The 15,196-nt window shown below is 73.2% G+C and carries 15 protein-coding genes; 7 read left to right on the top strand and 8 right to left on the bottom strand.

Translation table 11 applies throughout. The annotated features are described in order from the left end of the window. Window positions 1–70: 70 nt before the first annotated feature. On the top strand, window positions 71–724 hold the full coding sequence (locus FHX44_RS35965; RefSeq protein ID WP_170309179.1) for an RNA polymerase sigma factor: 654 nt from the start codon (window positions 71–73) through the stop codon (window positions 722–724). Window positions 725–1,037: 313 nt separating this feature from the next. Here the strand turns inward: FHX44_RS35965 and FHX44_RS35960 are convergent, their stop codons facing one another. Both FHX44_RS35960 and FHX44_RS35955 read right to left on the bottom strand, forming a co-directional pair. Beyond that, window positions 1,038–2,246: a cysteine desulfurase-like protein gene (locus FHX44_RS35960; RefSeq protein WP_147259844.1), complete on the bottom strand. Its 1,209-nt coding sequence runs from the start codon at window positions 2,244–2,246 to the stop codon at window positions 1,038–1,040. Between the two features lie 26 nt (window positions 2,247–2,272). After that, window positions 2,273–3,745 carry a hypothetical protein gene (locus FHX44_RS35955; RefSeq protein WP_147259843.1) on the bottom strand — a complete coding sequence of 491 codons (1,473 nt, stop codon included), beginning with the start codon at window positions 3,743–3,745 and terminating at the stop codon, window positions 2,273–2,275. 390 nt (window positions 3,746–4,135) lie between these two features. On the opposite strand from FHX44_RS35955, the gene FHX44_RS35950 reads away from it, so the two are divergent. Continuing rightward, window positions 4,136–5,251, top strand: a complete 1,116-nt coding sequence (locus FHX44_RS35950; RefSeq protein WP_147259842.1) for a WD40/YVTN/BNR-like repeat-containing protein — start codon at window positions 4,136–4,138, stop codon at window positions 5,249–5,251. Further along, entirely contained in the window at window positions 5,248–5,553 is a 306-nt protein-coding gene (locus tag FHX44_RS35945; protein WP_147259841.1) for a MoaD/ThiS family protein, read from the top strand. The genes FHX44_RS35950 and FHX44_RS35945 overlap by 4 nt, the downstream gene beginning before the upstream one ends. Before the next feature lie 8 nt (window positions 5,554–5,561). Here FHX44_RS35945 and FHX44_RS35940 read toward each other — a convergent pair whose 3' ends face one another. The 5 genes from FHX44_RS35940 to FHX44_RS35920 all read right to left on the bottom strand — a co-directional run bounded on the left by FHX44_RS35940 (window position 5,562) and on the right by FHX44_RS35920 (window position 10,773). Continuing rightward, entirely contained in the window at window positions 5,562–6,182 is a 621-nt protein-coding gene (locus FHX44_RS35940) for an L-threonylcarbamoyladenylate synthase (protein WP_147259840.1), read from the bottom strand. Window positions 6,183–6,389: 207 nt separating this feature from the next. Beyond that, window positions 6,390–7,523 carry an L-talarate/galactarate dehydratase gene (locus FHX44_RS35935; protein ID WP_147259839.1) on the bottom strand — a complete coding sequence of 378 codons (1,134 nt, stop codon included), beginning with the start codon at window positions 7,521–7,523 and terminating at the stop codon, window positions 6,390–6,392. A 31-nt stretch (window positions 7,524–7,554) separates the two neighbouring features. Continuing rightward, window positions 7,555–8,880 carry an enolase C-terminal domain-like protein gene (locus FHX44_RS35930; protein WP_147259838.1) on the bottom strand — a complete coding sequence of 442 codons (1,326 nt, stop codon included), beginning with the start codon at window positions 8,878–8,880 and terminating at the stop codon, window positions 7,555–7,557. Between the two features lies 1 nt (window position 8,881). Then, a complete protein-coding gene (gene kdgD, locus FHX44_RS35925) occupies window positions 8,882–9,796 on the bottom strand; it encodes a 5-dehydro-4-deoxyglucarate dehydratase (protein WP_147259837.1) in 915 nt (304 codons plus the stop codon). A gap of 83 nt (window positions 9,797–9,879) precedes the next feature. After that, entirely contained in the window at window positions 9,880–10,773 is an 894-nt protein-coding gene (locus FHX44_RS35920; RefSeq protein ID WP_147259836.1) for a LysR family transcriptional regulator, read from the bottom strand. A gap of 101 nt (window positions 10,774–10,874) precedes the next feature. Here FHX44_RS35920 and FHX44_RS35915 point away from each other — a divergent pair, with 101 nt between their 5' ends. From FHX44_RS35915 to FHX44_RS35900, 4 genes are read left to right on the top strand one after another with little or no spacing between them, the layout of a single operon-like run. Next, window positions 10,875–11,894 carry a tripartite tricarboxylate transporter substrate binding protein gene (locus FHX44_RS35915; protein ID WP_147259835.1) on the top strand — a complete coding sequence of 340 codons (1,020 nt, stop codon included), beginning with the start codon at window positions 10,875–10,877 and terminating at the stop codon, window positions 11,892–11,894. Beyond that, complete coding sequence (locus FHX44_RS35910; protein ID WP_212612802.1) at window positions 11,891–12,412, top strand: tripartite tricarboxylate transporter TctB family protein; 522 nt, start codon at window positions 11,891–11,893, stop codon at window positions 12,410–12,412. The genes FHX44_RS35915 and FHX44_RS35910 overlap by 4 nt, the downstream gene beginning before the upstream one ends. An 11-nt stretch (window positions 12,413–12,423) precedes the next feature. Further along, window positions 12,424–13,926: a tripartite tricarboxylate transporter permease gene (locus FHX44_RS35905; protein ID WP_147259833.1), complete on the top strand. Its 1,503-nt coding sequence runs from the start codon at window positions 12,424–12,426 to the stop codon at window positions 13,924–13,926. Continuing rightward, window positions 13,923–14,312: a universal stress protein gene (locus FHX44_RS35900; RefSeq protein ID WP_147259832.1), complete on the top strand. Its 390-nt coding sequence runs from the start codon at window positions 13,923–13,925 to the stop codon at window positions 14,310–14,312. The genes FHX44_RS35905 and FHX44_RS35900 overlap by 4 nt, the downstream gene beginning before the upstream one ends. A gap of 57 nt (window positions 14,313–14,369) precedes the next feature. On the opposite strand, the gene FHX44_RS35895 is transcribed toward FHX44_RS35900, so the two are convergent. Continuing rightward, on the bottom strand, window positions 14,370–15,011 hold the full coding sequence (locus FHX44_RS35895; protein WP_147259831.1) for a LysE family translocator: 642 nt from the start codon (window positions 15,009–15,011) through the stop codon (window positions 14,370–14,372). Between the last annotated feature and the right edge of the window lie 185 nt (window positions 15,012–15,196).

Genomic DNA, 15,196 nt, shown 5'->3' with positions numbered 1-15,196 from the left:
AGTAGGTCGGAGTTGTTCAGGGCCCTCCCAGGCCTCGTAGGATGTGAGTCTTATGAGTCCGGGGGGCAACGTGGACGTCGATCCTGTCGAAGAATTCCCGCTTCTCGCGCGCCTGCTGCAGACCGCGGCCGAGCGCGGCGAGGGCACCGTCCTCGGGCTGCTGCCGCCCGGGCGGTCGCGCATCGGTCGCGTGTCGCGCGTCGACTCCGCGGCGTTCGCCGAGCGGCTCGCCGCCGCCTACCGGGAGCGCTCGCCCGCGATGGTCCGCTACGCCACGCGCAAGGTCGGCGACCCGGGCCGCGCCGAGGACGTCGTCCAGCGGGCCTTCGAGAAGATCCTGCGCCGCCAGCAGGGCGACCCGCCGGAGATCACCAACATGCAGGCGTACGTGCTCACGGCCGTCTGCAACGAGATCAACCGCGAGCTGCGCGAGGTCATCCCGGCCCGGGCGAACGTCAGCATCGACGACCCGGACCGGGGCGACGACACCCCGAGCGCACCCGTCGACGTCTCCAACCAGGTGGCCGACGCCGCGGTGCTGCGCGACGCGCTCGCCTCGCTCTCACCCCGCGAGCGCGAGGCGGTCGTCATCCGCATGCAGTGGCAGCTCAGCGTCGCCGAGGCCGCCGAGGTGATGCAGCTGTCCGCCGGCGCGGTCAAGCGCTACACCTCCGACGGCCTGCGCCGCCTGCGCGAGCGCCTCGACCCCGCGTTCGTCGCCTAGACCGTGTCCGTGCCGTGAAAGGTCCCGGCGTCCTCGGGATCGCCGCCGTGATCGGCAGGTCGGTGCGAGAACGGCCGGATCCGGCCGCCATCGCGCCGAACCGCTGATCACGGCCGGATCGGATGCGTCCCAGCGGAACGCGCCCGGTGCCGCTCGGGGCGCGCCCCCTCGTGGGCGCGCCCGCCCAGATCGCCTCGACGGGCCCGTGCCGACGGCGTGCGAGCGGCATGATCCGAACTAGCGGTTGTCCACGGCTGTCTCCACAACCATGGACAACCGATACCGCGGATCATGGGCAGGAAGATCCGTAGAACTAGGAAGCCCGGGACGCGAGGAACTCCGCGAGCCCCGCGAGCAACCGGTCGACGTCCCCGTCGTCGACGTAGGGGGCGAGGCCGATGCGCAGTGCCCCGGTGTCGCCGAGGCCGAGGCGGCGGGACGGCTCGAGGGCGTAGAACGCGCCTGCCGGCGCGTGGACGCCCCGCTCGGCGAGGAAGGCGTACGCGGACGCCGGGTCGCGATCGGCGAACGTGACGAGCAGCGTGGGCGTGCGGTGCGCCGCCCGCGACAGCACCGTGACGCCCGGCAGCTCGGCGAGGCCCTCCTCGATCCGCTCGCGCAGCCGGTCCTCGTGCGCCCCGATCGCCCCCAGCGCGGTGACGATCCGGTCCCGCCGGATCTCGCCGGTGCCGAGGTCTGCGAGGAAGTCGATCGCCGCGGTGGTGCCGGCCAGCAGCTCGTAGGGCAGGGTGCCGAGCTCGAAGCGTTCCGGCACCACGTCGGGTGAGGGCAGCAGCTTCTGCGGGTGCAGCCCGTCGAGCAGTGCGGGCGCCGCGGCGAGCACCCCGCAGTGCGGGCCGAGGAACTTGTACGGCGAGCAGGTGAAGAAGTCTGCGCCCAGCGCGTCGACGTGCACGGGCAGGTGCGCGGTGACGTGCACGCCGTCGACATAGGTGAGCGCGCCCGCGTCGTGCGCGAGGTCGGTGATCGCGCGGACCGGTGGGCAGGTGCCGAGCAGGTTCGACGCGGCCGTGACGGCGACGAGCCGGGTGCGCGGCGAGAGGACCTCCGCCACGGCCTCCGCGGAGAGTTCGGCGGTGGCCGGGTCGAACTCGGCCCAGCGCACCCGCGCCCCCACCGCCTCCGCGGCCAGCACCCACGGCCGGACGTTGGCGTCGTGGTCGAGCGAGGTGACGACGACCTCGTCGCCGGGCTCCCAGGTGGCCGCGAGCGTGCGGGCGACGTCGAAGGTGATCTGGGTCATGCTGCGCCCGAAGACCACGCCGCCCGGGTCGGCGCCGAGCAGGTCGGCCACGGCGCGCCGCGCGGCCACGACGATGTCGTCGGCGTTGCGTTCGGCGGCGGTGACCCGGCCGCGGTTGGCCAGCGGCGACACGAGCGTCCGCGCCACCGCATCCGCCACCGCGGTGGGGACCTGGGAGCCGCCCGGGCCGTCGAAGTGGGCGTATCCCGCCGTCAGGGCCGGGAAATGGGCGCGAACCGCGGCGACGTCGTAGACCACCCCGTCACCTTGTCACGGGGTGCCGATCACCACTCCTCGGGCTCCGGAGCACCCTCGGCCCGGTGCCGGCCCTCGCGGAGGCCGCGCTGGTAGGTGCTGAGGCGGTCGCGGACCCGGTCGGGCGCACGTTCCGTGGGCTTCGCGCCGTTCTGGCCGTTCTGGCCGTTCTGCTCCGTGCTGCGCGGCGGCGGCACGAGCTGGCCGCCGGGGCGGCGGCGGGGCAGACCGCTGGCCGTGGTGGGCGGCGCCGGCTCCGAGCGGGCCGCGCGGGCAGCGGCTTCGCGCCACTCGTCGTCCTGGGGGGTCTCCCAGTCCAGCGCACCGGACCGGCCCGTTCCTTCGCCGGACTCGTCCTCGCGGAACCACGCGGACGCGATCGCCTCGAAGATCGGGGTGGCGTACCGGTCGTCGATCGGCTCGAGGGGCAGGTCGAGCAGCGGGCCGAACAGCTCGTCCACCTGTGAGGAGGACGAGGGCGAATAGGCGGGCGCGTCGTCGAACGACACCGACGGCGACGGCTGCACGGTGCCGTTGGTCGGCCCGGCCGCGGCGGTCGAGGGCGTCGATCCCGAGCCGTTGGTGCCGTAGCTGCTGGTGCCGTTCGTGCCGTTCGTGCCGTTCGTGGGGAGCCGCGCCTCGAAGCCGAACTCGTACGACGACAGCGACGACAACGACGACGGCAGCGAGGACAACCCGGTGCGGTCCACCCGCACTTCCGGCGCGGGGAGCACCGGCTCCTCCACGGTGACCGCCGCCGGCGGGCAGTGCACGCCGGCGACGAGACCGGATCCGGTGGGCGGCGGGCCGCCGGCCGGCCTGCGCAGGACGATCCCGTGACGCGAGCATCGGGCGAGCTGCTCGGCCGCGGCGGCGGCCCGGCGGCCGCCCAGCCCGTCGGGGTCGTGCCGGGCCGCGCCCTCGACGAGCGCGTCGACGATGACCCCGCCGTTGCCGGTGCTGCGGCCTGCGGGGGTCTCCAGCCGGCTCACGAGCTCGATCCGGGCCCCCGGGTACACCGCGGTGATGTGATCGACGAGCTCGGCGAGCACGTGCACGAACTCCACCGCGGCCGCCGGCGCGACGAGCGCTGCGGGGGCGGGCCGGACGTGGACGCGGCGCGGCTCCTCGGCGAGCGCCGCGGCGTCGGACACGAGGTCGCCGAGCGGGCGTGGCCCGTCCGACCGCACGCCGGGCTCGTGGCCGGCGAGCAGCAGCAGGCTCTCGGTGTCGCGGCGCATCCGCTGTGCGGTGTCGTGCAGCTCCGGCAGGCCGGGTGGCTCGGGGTAGAGCTGCTCGGCCTGCAGCCGGTCCAGCAACCAGATGTGCCGGTCGAGCCGGGCCTGCAACCGCCGGGCGATCCCCGCCGCGGCATCGTCATCACCACGAATCCCGCCACGATCCACGCCACGATCGCCGGCGCCGGCATCCCAGCGATCGGTGCCCGCAGCGGATCCGAGGTGCGCGAGGTAGCCCGAGTCTCCCTCGTAACCCCTGTCCACCAGTCGGTCCTCTCCAACGGGTCGATGCCTCGTGCCGGCTCATGTCGAAGCGGCGTGACATGCGTGCATCACGCTCGGGCCCGTGACCGGCTGCCCTCGGCGAGGCACGCTACCTCGCAGCGGGCTCCGACCGACCGCCTGCGCGGAGAGTGCGCTCAGGGCGCGCCTTCCTGCGGCGGGCGGCCCGGACGGGTCCTGACCTGCGCCGGACGGCACGCACCGTAGCCCATTCGGGTGCCTCTCGCCTACCGGCGGGTGGCGAGCGGCCGACTCGCCGCGGTCGAGTGGTAAGTGGGCTCCCGACCGATGAGTTCGGCTGCCGCGGGAGGTCTCAAGTCTGCGCCGGGCGTGTGAACCCCGGCCGACGACCGAGGTGCGAGGAGGACCGCCATGACCGGAGTGCGGGTGCTGGTGGGCACGCGCAAGGGTGCGTTCGTGCTCACCGCGGACGGCAGGCGAGACAAGTGGGAGGTGAACGGGCCGCACTTCGCGGGGTGGGAGGTCTACCACGTGGCCGGCTCGCCGGCCGATCCCGACCGGCTCTTCGCGTCGCAGTCGGGCGGCTGGTTCGGGCAGATCGTGCAGCGGTCCGACGACGGCGGCGTCACCTGGGCGCCGGTGGGCAACGAGTTCGCCTACGCCGGCGTTCCCGGCACCCACCAGTGGTACGACGGCACCCCGCACCCGTGGGAGTTCGCGCGGGTGTGGCACCTCGAACCGTCGGCCACCGACCCGGACACCGTGCTCGCCGGTGTCGAGGACGCCGCGCTCTTCCGCAGCACCGACGGCGGCGCCTCGTGGCAGGAGTTGCCGGGCCTGCGCGAGCACGGCTCAGGGCCCAGGTGGCAGCCCGGTGCGGGCGGGATGTGCCTGCACACGATCATCGTCGACCCGCGGGACCCGGCGCGGATGCACGTCGCGATCTCAGCGGCGGGGGTCTTCCGCACCGAGGACGGCGGCGTGTCGTGGGAGCCGGCGAACCGCGGCCTGCGGTCCGAGGGCATCCCCGACGCCGACGCCGAGGTGGGCCACTGCGTGCACAACCTCGCGATGCACCCGGACCGCCCGGACACGCTCTTCATGCAGAAGCACTGGGACGTGATGCGCAGCGACAACGGCGGCGCCAACTGGTACGACATCGGCGAAGGCCTGCCCAGCGACTTCGGGTTCCCGATCGAGGTGCACGCCCACGAGCCGGACACCGTCTACGTCGTGCCGATCACCAGCGACTCCGTCCACTTCCCACCCGAGGGCCGTCTGCGGGTGTTCCGCAGCCGCACCGGCGGCAACGAGTGGGAGCCGCTCACCGCGGGCCTCCCGCAGGAGCACTGCTACGTCAACGTGCTGCGTGACGCGATGTCCATCGACTCCCTGGACACCTGCGGTGTCTACTTCGGGACGACCGGCGGCCAGGTCTACGCCTCGCCCGACGCCGGCGACACGTGGGCCCCGATCGTGTCGAACCTGCCTGCGGTGCTGTCGGTGCAGGTCCAGACCCTGTCATGACAGCGACGGTCAGGGTGAAGCTGCCTGCGCACCTGCGGAAGCTGGCGCAGGTCGACGGCGAGGTGCGGCTCGACGTGCCTGCGCCGGTCACGCAGCGGTCCGTGCTCGACGCCCTGGAGGCCCGCCACCCGGTGCTGCGCGGCACCATCCGCGACCACGGCACGCAGCGGCGCCGGGCGTTCGTGCGGTTCTTCGCCTGCGAGGAGGACCTGTCCCACGACGAGCCGGACGCCCCGCTTCCCGCCGAGGTGGCGGCGGGCCGGGAACCGTTCCTGGTGGTGGGGGCGATGGCCGGCGGCTGAGGGCGCGCCTACTCGAACCGGGTGGGATCGCCCGCACCCCGGCGGATGATCTCGGGCTCCGGTCCGGAGAAGTCGACGACGGTGGTGGGCTCGGTGCCGCAGTCGCCGGAGTCGAGCACCGCGTCCAGCACGCCGTCGAGCCGGTCCTTGATCTCCCAGCCCTGGGTGAGGGGCTCCGGCTCGTCGGGCAGGAGCAGGGTGGACGACAGCAGCGGCTCCCCCAGCTCGGCGAGCAGCGCCTGCGTCACGACGTGCTGCGGGATGCGCACCCCCACGGTCTTCTTCTTGGGGTGCAGCATCCGCCGCGGCACCTCCTTGGTGGCCGGGAGGATGAACGTGTAGCTGCCCGGCGTCGCGGACTTGACGGCCCGGAACACCCTGTTGTCAATGTGCACGAACTGACCGAGCTGGGCGAAGTCGCTGCAGACCAGCGTGAAGTGGTGCTTGTCGTCGAGCCGGCGGATCTTGCGGATGCGGTCCACCCCCGCCGCGTCGCCGAGCTGGCAGCCGAGCGCGAAGCACGAGTCGGTCGGGTATGCGATCAGTCCGCCACTCCGGACGATGTCGGCGACCTGACCGATCGCGCGCCGCTGGGGATCGACCGGATGGACGTCGAAGTACCGCGCCATGCCGCGGAGCGTAGGACGATGGGACCGTTTCGTCAGATCGAGATGCACGACTCGCCGTGCTCGAACGCACGACTCGCCGTGCGGGGACGCCCGACTCACCCGGACCGGCGAGTCCGACGTCCTGACACGGCGAGTCCGACGTCCTGACACGGCGAGTCCGACGTCCCGGCACGGCGAGTCCGGCGTCCCGGCACGAGTCCGGCGGCGTCAGCGGGGCTTGTCGACCGTGATCCTCTCGACCGTCCAGGCCCGGGCCTGCTCGCTCAGGGTGATACCCAGGCCGGGACGGTCCGACAGGTGCATGCGGCCGTCGCGGATCTCGAGGCGCTCGGGGAAGAGCGGGTAGAGCCAGTCGAAGTGCTCCACCCACGGCTCGATCGGGTAGGCGGCCGCGAGGTGGACGTGGATCTCCATCGCGAAGTGCGGCGCGAGCTGCAGGTTCCGGTGCTCGGCGAGGGCGGCGAGCTTGAGGAACTGGGTGATGCCGCCGATGCGCGGGGCGTCGGGCTGCAGGATGTCGACGGCGCCGTGGCGGATCAGCTCGGCGTGCTCGGCGACGCTCGTGAGCATCTCGCCGGACGCGACCGCGGTGTCCAGCGACCGGGCCAGCGCGGCGTGCCCCTCGGCGTCGTAGGCGTCGAGGGGCTCCTCGATCCACACGAGGTCGAACTCCTCCAGGGCGCGCCCGACCCGCATCGCGGTGGGCCGGTCCCACTGCTGGTTGGCGTCCACCATGAGCGGCGCGTCGCCGATGTGCTCGCGGACGGCGCGGACGCGGCGCAGGTCCTCGGCGCGGTCGGGCTGTCCGACCTTGATCTTGATGCCGCCGACGCCGGACTCGAGGGTGCTCGTTGCGTTGTCGAGGACCTGTTCGATCGGCTCGTGCAGGAAGCCGCCGGAGGTGTTGTAGCAGCGCACGGAGTCGCGGTGAGCCCCGAGCAGCTTGGCCAGCGGCAGGCCGGCGCGCTTGGCCTTGAGGTCCCACAGCGCCACGTCGATCGCGGCGAGGGCCTGGGTGGCCGCGCCGCTGCGCCCCACGGAGGCGCCCGCCCAGACGAGCTTGGTCCACAGCCGGCCGATGTCGCTGGGGTCCTCCCCGATCAGGTCGGGCGCGACCTCGCGGGCGTGGGCGAACTGCGCCGGTCCGCCGGCCCGCTTCGAGTAGCCGAACCCGACGCCCTCGAAGCCGGCCTCGGTGGTGATCTCGGCGAAGAGGAACGCGACCTCGGTCATCGGCCGCTGCCGGCCGGTGAGCACCTTCGCGTCGCTGATGCCGGTCGGGAGCGGCAACGTCACCGACGACAGCGTGACCGATTCGATCCGGTCCAGGACGGCACTCATACTGCTCCTCTGCAGGTCGGCGAACGACAACTCAACGGACCAAGCACGGGCGCTTGGGGTCGAACTCCCAGCCCGGCACGAGGTACTGCATCGCCACGGCGTCGTCTCGCGCGCCCAGCCCGTGCTCGCGGTAGCGCTCGTGGGCGGCGGCGAGGGCGTCGGGGTCGAGCTCCACGCCGAGCCCGGGCGCGGTCGGCACCGCGATCCTCCCGTCCTGGATCTGCAACGGCTCGCGTGTGAGCGCCTGCCCGTCCTGCCAGATCCAGTGCGTGTCGAGCGCCGTGATCGGCCCGGGCGCGGCCGCGCCGACGTGGGTGAACATCGCGAGCGACACGTCGAAGTGGTTGTTGGAGTGCGAGCCCCAGGTCAGCCCGAATCCGGCGCAGAGCTGGGCGACGCGGACGGACCCGCGCATGGTCCAGAAGTGCGGGTCGGCGAGCGGGATGTCGACGGCGCCGGCGCGGACGGCGTGCGCGAGCTGCCGCCAGTCCGTCGCGATCATGTTGGTGGCGGTGGGCAGGCCGGTGGCCCGCCGGAACTCGGCCATGATCTCCCGGCCCGAGAAGCCACCCTCGTCGCCGACGGGGTCCTCCGCGTAGGCGAGCACGTCGTGCAGGTCGCGGCACAGCTCGACGGCCTCGGCCAGTGGCCACGCCCCGTTCGGGTCGAGGGTGATGCGCGCGTCCGGGAACCGGGCCGCCAGCGCGCGCACCGCGGCGACCTCCTCCTCGCCGGCGAGCACGCCGCCCTTGAGCTTGAAGTCGGCGAACCCGTAGCGGGCGTGCGCGGCCTCGGCGAGGGCCACCACGTCCTTCGGCGTGAGCGCGGGCTCCCGGCGCAGCCGCTCCCAGTCGTCGGCCGGGTGCTCCTCCGCCACGTACGGCAGGTCGGTGGCACGCCGGTCGCCGACGTAGAACAGGTAGCCGAGCACCGGGACCTCGGTGCGCTGCTGCCCCTCGCCGAGCAGCTCGGCCACCGGCACGCCGAGGTGCTGGCCCAACAGGTCGAGCAGGGCGGACTCGAGGGCCGTCACGGCGTGGATCGTGGTGCGCTGGTCGAACGTCTGCAGTCCGCGCCCGCCGGCGTCCCGCTCGGCGAAACCCTCGGCGACCGACCGCAGGAGCGACCCGGCCTTGGCCACGGGCCGCCCGACGAGCAGTTCCGCGGCATCCGTGATCGTCCGCCGGATCGCCTCGCCGCCGGGCACCTCACCGACACCGGTGCGGCCCGCGCTGTCGGTGACGATCGCGATCGTGCGGGTGAAGAACGGGCCGTGCGCGCCGCTCAGGTTGAGCAGCATGCTGTCGTGCCCCGCGACGGGCACGACCTCCACCCGCGCGACGGTCGGCGATCCCATTTCAGGAGACCTTCTGGACCAGGGTCGCGAGCTCGGCGCGCTCGTCCTCGGTGAGGTCGGTGAGCGGCGGGCGCACGCGGCCGCCGTCCCGCCCGACCGCGGTCAGGCCCGCCTTGATGATCGACACCGCGTAGCCCTTCCCGCGGTCGCGGATGTCGAGGTAGGGGATCACGAACTCCGACAGCAGCCGGTACACCGTCTCGCGGTCCTGCCGACGTACCGCGGCGTAGAAGCGCAGCGCGAACTCGGGCAGGAAGTTGTAGAGCGCCGAGGAGTAGGTGCTCACGCCCAGCTGCAGCAGCGGGAGCGCGAACGTCTCCGCGGTCGGCAGGCCGCCGATGTAGGTCAGCCGTTCGCCGAGGCGGGCGTAGATGCGGGTGAGCCGCTCGATGTCGCCGACACCGTCCTTGAACCCGACCAGGTTCGGGTTGCGCTCGGCGAGCTCGGCCACCGTGGCGTCGGTGAGGACGGCATTGGCGCGGCTGTAGACGATCACGCCGAGGTCGGTGGCCCGGCACACGGCGCCGACGTGCTCGGCGAGGCCGCGCTGACCCGCCTCGGTGAGGTAGGGCGGGAACAGCAGCACCCCCGAGGCGCCCGCGTCCTGCGCGGCCTTCGCCTGCGCCACCGCGAGCGCGGTACCGCCGGTGGCCGGCGCGACGACCGGCACGCGGCCACCGACCTCCGACACGGCCGCGCGGACGACCTGGTCGACCTCGGGCGGGGTCAGCGAGAAGCCCTCCCCCGTACCGCCGGCGGCGAACAGGCCCGCGACGTCGAACCCGGCCTGCCAGGCCAGGTGCTCCCGGTACCGGGGCTCGTCGAACTGGAGGTCGGCGTCGAAGTGGGTCACCGGGAAGGACAGCAGGCCGGACCGGAGCCGGTCGGCGAGAACATCCGGGGGCAGCAGCGTCACGCGGGAAACCGTAGAAAGCGCAACGATGCCTGTCCAAGAGCAGTTCCGCATGGCGCGATACCCAGCAGGAATCGCGATGGGTGTCAGCGCGTCCCCGCGAAGCCGTCCAGGACGTCGAGGACCCGCCACAGCGCCGGATTGGCGGACTCGCGCGCCCACAGCAGGTGCAGCTCCGCCGGTTCGGGTACGGGCGTGGCCAGCCGCACGAACCCGACCCCCTCGATCCGCAGCCGCGTGGCCGACGCCGGCACGAACGCGATGCCCCGGCCCGCCGCCACGAGCCAGAGCATGGTGAGCACCTGGCTCACGCTGTGGACGATGTCCTCCTCGGGGATCGGCACGACCCCGGCGATCAGGTCGTAGAAGTAGCGCGCCTTGGTGGGCGAGTGCATGACGACCGGCTCGCCGACGAGGTCCTCGGCCGTGGCGTCGCGCTCGAGTTCGAGCAGGCGGTGACCGGGCGGCGCCGCCACGAGCATCGGCTCCCGGTGCAGCAGCCGGGAGTCGAACGTGTCGCGGTCGAACGGCGGTCGGGCGAGCCCGAGGTCGATCTCCCGGTTGGCCAGCGCCGCGACCTGCTCGCGGGTGACCATCTCCGCGAGGTCCACGTCGACGTCGGGCAGCTGCCGGCCGAGCTCGTTGAGCAGCGCGCCGAGGACGCCGTAGGTGGATGCGGCGGTGAACCCGATGCGCACCACGCCGCTGGTGCCCGACGAGACCCGCCGCGCCAGGTCGGGGGCCGCGTCGGCCAGTGCCAGCAGCCGCCGGGCCTCGGTGAGGAACACCCGGCCGGCCGCCGTGAGGTTGACGCGGCGGTTGTCGCGCACGAGGAGCTGCGCGCCGACGGCCCGCTCCAGCTTCTGGATCTGCCGCGACAGCGGGGGCTGGGTCATCTTCAGGCGGGCGGCGGCCCGGCCGAAGTGCAGCTCGTCGGCCACCGCCACGAAACCGCGCAGCTGCTCGAGCGTGTAAGCCATGCACGGACGGTATCAATCCATGCCGCATCGGATTTGGACAGGCATGACCGGCGTTCCTAGGCTGCCCCGGCAAGGCTCGGCTTCTCGAAGGGGAGAACGACATGACAAGGACCGTCGCCGGGCGCCGGTGGCCCGCGATCGGGCTCGGGCTCGCCCTCGCCGTCTCGCTCACCGCCTGTGGCGGCAACCTCGACTCCGGCGGCTCCGGCAACTCGGGTGCAGCGGAGTTCCCGGGCGGGGACCCGGTCACCATCCTCGTCGGCGCCGACCCCGGCGGCAGCACCGACCTGATCGCCCGCGCGCTCGCCGAACCGGCGTCCGACGACCTGGGCGTGCCGGTCGTCGTCGAGAACCGGCCCGGTGCCAACGGCGCCCTCGCCGCCCGCGAGTTGGCGACCGCCGCGCCGGACGGGCACCGTCTGATGATCTTCAATGGCAGCCTCGCCTACATCACGCCCCTCGCGGTCTCGCCGGACGAGGCCGTCGACCTCGCCGACTACGAGATCATCACCGGGGTGTCCCAGGACGACTACGTCCTCGTCACCGCGGCGTCCTCCGGTCTCCGCACCGTGCAGGACCTGGCGAACGCGGGTCGGCCGATCACCTACGGCACCACGGGCGTCGGCACCGGCAGCGAGCTGTCCCAGGCATTGCTGTTCAACCAGGCCGGAATCCCCGCCAGCGCGGTGCCCTTCGACGGCGGCTCCCCCACACTCACCGCGGTGCTCGGCGGCCAGGTCGACGTCGGGTCGATCCAGCTCGGCGAGGCCGTCGAGCAGATCCAGGCGGGCGCGCTCACGCCGATCGTCACGTTCGCGCGGGAGCGGCCCTCGTACCTGCCCGACACGCCCACCGCGGTGGAGGCGGGCTACGACGTGCCGGTGCAGCAGTCCCGCGCGGTCGCCGCGCCGAAGGGCACGCCGCCCGCTGTGCTGGACCGGCTGCGCGCGGCGTTCCAGAAGGCGTTCGTCACCGATGCCTACCGGCAGTTCAACGCCGACAACCAGCTCACGCCCAACGAGGTGAGCGGCGAGGAGCTGCGGGCGCAGTGGACGGGCAGCCTCGACGGCTACCGCCGGGTCACGCAGCAGTACGGCATCCAGCTGGGCGGGCCCCGGTGACCTCCGAGGAGCCGGCCCCGGCGCGGCTCTCGGACGCCGTCCACGAGGTGGAGGAGGTCGAGCACGAGTTCCGGCCGCCGGTCGCCGGGCGGGTGACCGACGTCGTCGTCGGGATCGCGGTCGTGGGGCTCGGCGTGGCCGCGCTGCTCGGCTCGCTGGCGCTCGGGGTGGGCAGCGCCCGTACCCCCGGCACCGGGACGTGGCCGCTCCTGGTGAGCGTGGCCCTCGTCGTGCTCGGGATCGGGCTGCTGGCGATGACCGGCCGGACCCGGGACGCGGAGCGGTTCACCCGCGCCGCCTGGCTCGTGCTCGCCGGCCTCGCCACCATGATCGCGTTCGTGGCGGTCGTCGGGGTGATCGGGTTCGAGATCCCGGCGGCCCTGCTGATGTTCGTGTGGCTGAGGTTCCTCGGCCACGAGTCCTGGCGGACGTCGATCATCACGAGCCTCGCCACGGTGGTCGCGTTCTACGTCGTCTTCGTCGGGCTGCTCGCGGTCCCGATCCCGCACATGTTCTGAGGGGCGCACCCGTGGACCTGACTCCGGTGGTGGAGGGCTTCGGCGTCGTGCTGGAGCCGACCAACCTCCTGTTCTGCCTGCTCGGCGTGGTGATCGGCATGCTGATCGGCGTGCTGCCCGGGCTCGGTCCCGCGGCCACGATCGCGATCCTGCTGCCGATCACGTTCGGGCTCGAGCCGGTGACCGCGATCATCATGCTCGCCGGCATCTTCTACGGCGCCCAGTACGGCGGCACGATCACGTCGGTGCTGCTGCGGCTGCCCGGCGAGGCGTCCTCGGTGGTCACCGTGTTCGACGGACACGCGCTGGCGCGCCAGGGCCGGGCCGGCACCGCGTTGGGCATCGCGGCGATCGGCTCGTTCATCGGCGGAACGGTCTCGATCATCGCGCTCTCGCTGGTGGCCCCGGTGGTGGCGGGTTTCGCGCTCGACTTCGGGCCACCCGAGTACACCGCGCTCGCACTGCTGGGCATCCTGCTGGTCGCCACGGTCTCGAGCGGCCACCGGCTCAAGGCGCTCGTCGCCGCCTGCATCGGGCTGCTGCTCGCGACCGTCGGCCGCGACGGCTTCACCGGAGCCGCGCGGTTCACCTTCGACAACCTCTCGCTCGCCGACGGCATCGACTTCGTGCCGATCGCGATGGGTCTGTTCGGGCTCGGGGAGATCCTCTACAACCTCGAGGAGCGCCACCGCGCGGTGCAGGCTCCCGAGCGCGTCGCGGACGTCTGGCCGTCCCGCGCCGACCTGCGGGCGTCGTCCGGCGCGATCGGGCGGGGCTCGGTGATCGGCTTCGTGCTCGGCGTGCTGCCGGGCGGCGGTGCGACGATCGCCTCGCTCGCCGCATACGGCCTCGAGAAGCGCCGCGCGAAGCAGCCGGAGCGCTTCGGCCGCGGCGCGGTGGAGGGCGTCGCGGCGCCGGAGACGGCCAACAACGCGGCCGCCACGTCGTCGTTCATCCCGCTGCTGACGCTCGGCATCCCGGCGAACGCGACGATGGCGGTGATCTTCGGGGCGCTGCTCATCCAGGGCGTGAGCCCCGGCCCCCAGCTGGTCGCCGAGCACCCGGAGCTGTTCTGGGGCGTGATCAACTCGATGTACGTCGGCAACATCCTGCTACTGATCATGAGCATCCCGCTGGTCGGCCTCTTCGTGCGGATCCTGCGGGTGCGCGCGACGATCCTCGCGCCGATCACGGTGCTGATCACCCTCATCGGGGTATACACGGTGGGCAACGACGTCTTCGACATCGTGCTCGTGATCGTCTTCGGCGCGCTGGGCTACCTGATGAAGAAGCTCGGGTTCGAGCCGGGCCCGCTCGTGCTCGCGTTCGTGCTCGGCTCCCTGCTCGAGGAGTCCCTGCGCCGGTCGCTGATCATCTTCGAGGGTGACGCCACCGGGTTCGTCACCCGCCCGATCTCCGGCACGCTGCTCGCCGCGTTCGTGGTGGTCGCCCTCTTCCCGCTGGTCCGGGTCGTGCTCGCGCGGCGCCGGACCCCGTCGAAGGAGTCCGTGTGACGGTTCTGGTCGGATTCGTGCCCACCGCGGAGGGCGAGGCCGCGTTCGCCGCCGGCCTCGACGAGGCCCGCAGGCGCGGGGAGGACCTGCTGGTGCTCAACTCGCCGCGCGACGGGGCCCCGGTGAGCGCCGACGTCGCCCCACCCGAGATGGTCGCCGACCTCACGGCCCGCGCCGAGGCGGCCGGAGTCGCGATGCGGCTCGTGCAGGAGGCACGCCGCGGTGAGCTGGCCGACGAGGTGCTCCGGGCCGCCGACGACGCCGACGCCTCGCTGATCGTGATCGGCCTGCGCCGCCGCTCGCCGGTGGGCAAGCTCATCCTGGGCAGCAGCGCGCAGCGGATCCTGCTGGAGGCCGAGCGCCCGGTCCTCGCGGTGAAGCCGTAGCCGAGCGATCCTGCGGCGGGCTGATCATGGGCGGATGGTCGTCCGTCGATCTGCTCGTCACCGAGCGGTGACCGCAACCCGCAGCCCCAGCCCGATCAGTACGCTGCCGCTGACCGCCTCCAGCCGCGCCCTGATCCGCGGTCTGCGGAACCAGCCGCCCGCCCGCGCCACGCCGGCCGCGAGCGCCAGGTAGAAGCCCGTCTCCAGCACGACCTGCAGCGCGGCGAGCACCGCGGTGGTCGCGAACAGCGGCATGTCGGACGGCACGAACTGCGGGTAGAACGCGATCATGAACACCGCGGCCTTCGGGTTGGCGAGCATGACGACGAACCCCTCGCCGAACGCCGCCCACCCGTGGGACGGCGAGACCGGGGCGAGCTCCGGCACCGCGGCCGCGCCACGGCGCTGCAGCCACGCCGCCCGCCAGGCCCGCACCCCCAGGACGATCAGGAACGCGGCACCCGCGACCCGCAGCACCAGGTAGGCGACCTCCGACGCCGCCACCAGCGCGGCGAACCCCGCCGCGGCGAGCAGCGCCCACACGTACAGGCCCGCCTCCAGCCCGAGCACGGTGGGCACGGCGCCGCGGAAGCCGCGCAGCGCCGCCCGGCGCAGTATCAGCGCCATCGCTGGCCCCGGCGAGGCCGAGATGAGGAAGACGGCGACGACGAACGCAGGAAGGGCGGCGAGGAGCTCCACGCACGGACACTCCCAGCCCGCCTGCGCCCCCGCACCCCCTTTCCGCCCGCGCGCCCCGTCGACGGGTCGCGCGAACCGACACGGGACGAGCGAGCGGAGACGGGGTGCGCGGCCGCGTGCCCCGTGTGCGAGAGCCACGGTCCGCTGCTCACGCACACCTGCTCCGGCGACGCACCCCTCCCGCG

It is taken from the genome of Pseudonocardia hierapolitana (assembly GCF_007994075.1).
Classification (GTDB): domain Bacteria; phylum Actinomycetota; class Actinomycetes; order Mycobacteriales; family Pseudonocardiaceae; genus Pseudonocardia; species Pseudonocardia hierapolitana.
This window is presented reverse-complemented; position numbering and strand designations above follow the sequence as displayed.

Coding starts and splice junctions, on each gene's coding strand:
- FHX44_RS35950 (WP_147259842.1), top strand. CDS start 4,136: ATGACCGGAGTGCGGGTGCTGGTGGGCACGCGCAAGGGTGCGTTCGTG.
- FHX44_RS35945 (WP_147259841.1), top strand. CDS start 5,248: ATGACAGCGACGGTCAGGGTGAAGCTGCCTGCGCACCTGCGGAAGCTG.
- FHX44_RS35940 (WP_147259840.1), bottom strand. CDS start 6,182: ATGGCGCGGTACTTCGACGTCCATCCGGTCGATCCCCAGCGGCGCGCG.
- FHX44_RS35935 (WP_147259839.1), bottom strand. CDS start 7,523: ATGAGTGCCGTCCTGGACCGGATCGAATCGGTCACGCTGTCGTCGGTG.
- FHX44_RS35930 (WP_147259838.1), bottom strand. CDS start 8,880: ATGGGATCGCCGACCGTCGCGCGGGTGGAGGTCGTGCCCGTCGCGGGG.
- FHX44_RS35920 (WP_147259836.1), bottom strand. CDS start 10,773: ATGGCTTACACGCTCGAGCAGCTGCGCGGTTTCGTGGCGGTGGCCGAC.
- FHX44_RS35915 (WP_147259835.1), top strand. CDS start 10,875: ATGACAAGGACCGTCGCCGGGCGCCGGTGGCCCGCGATCGGGCTCGGG.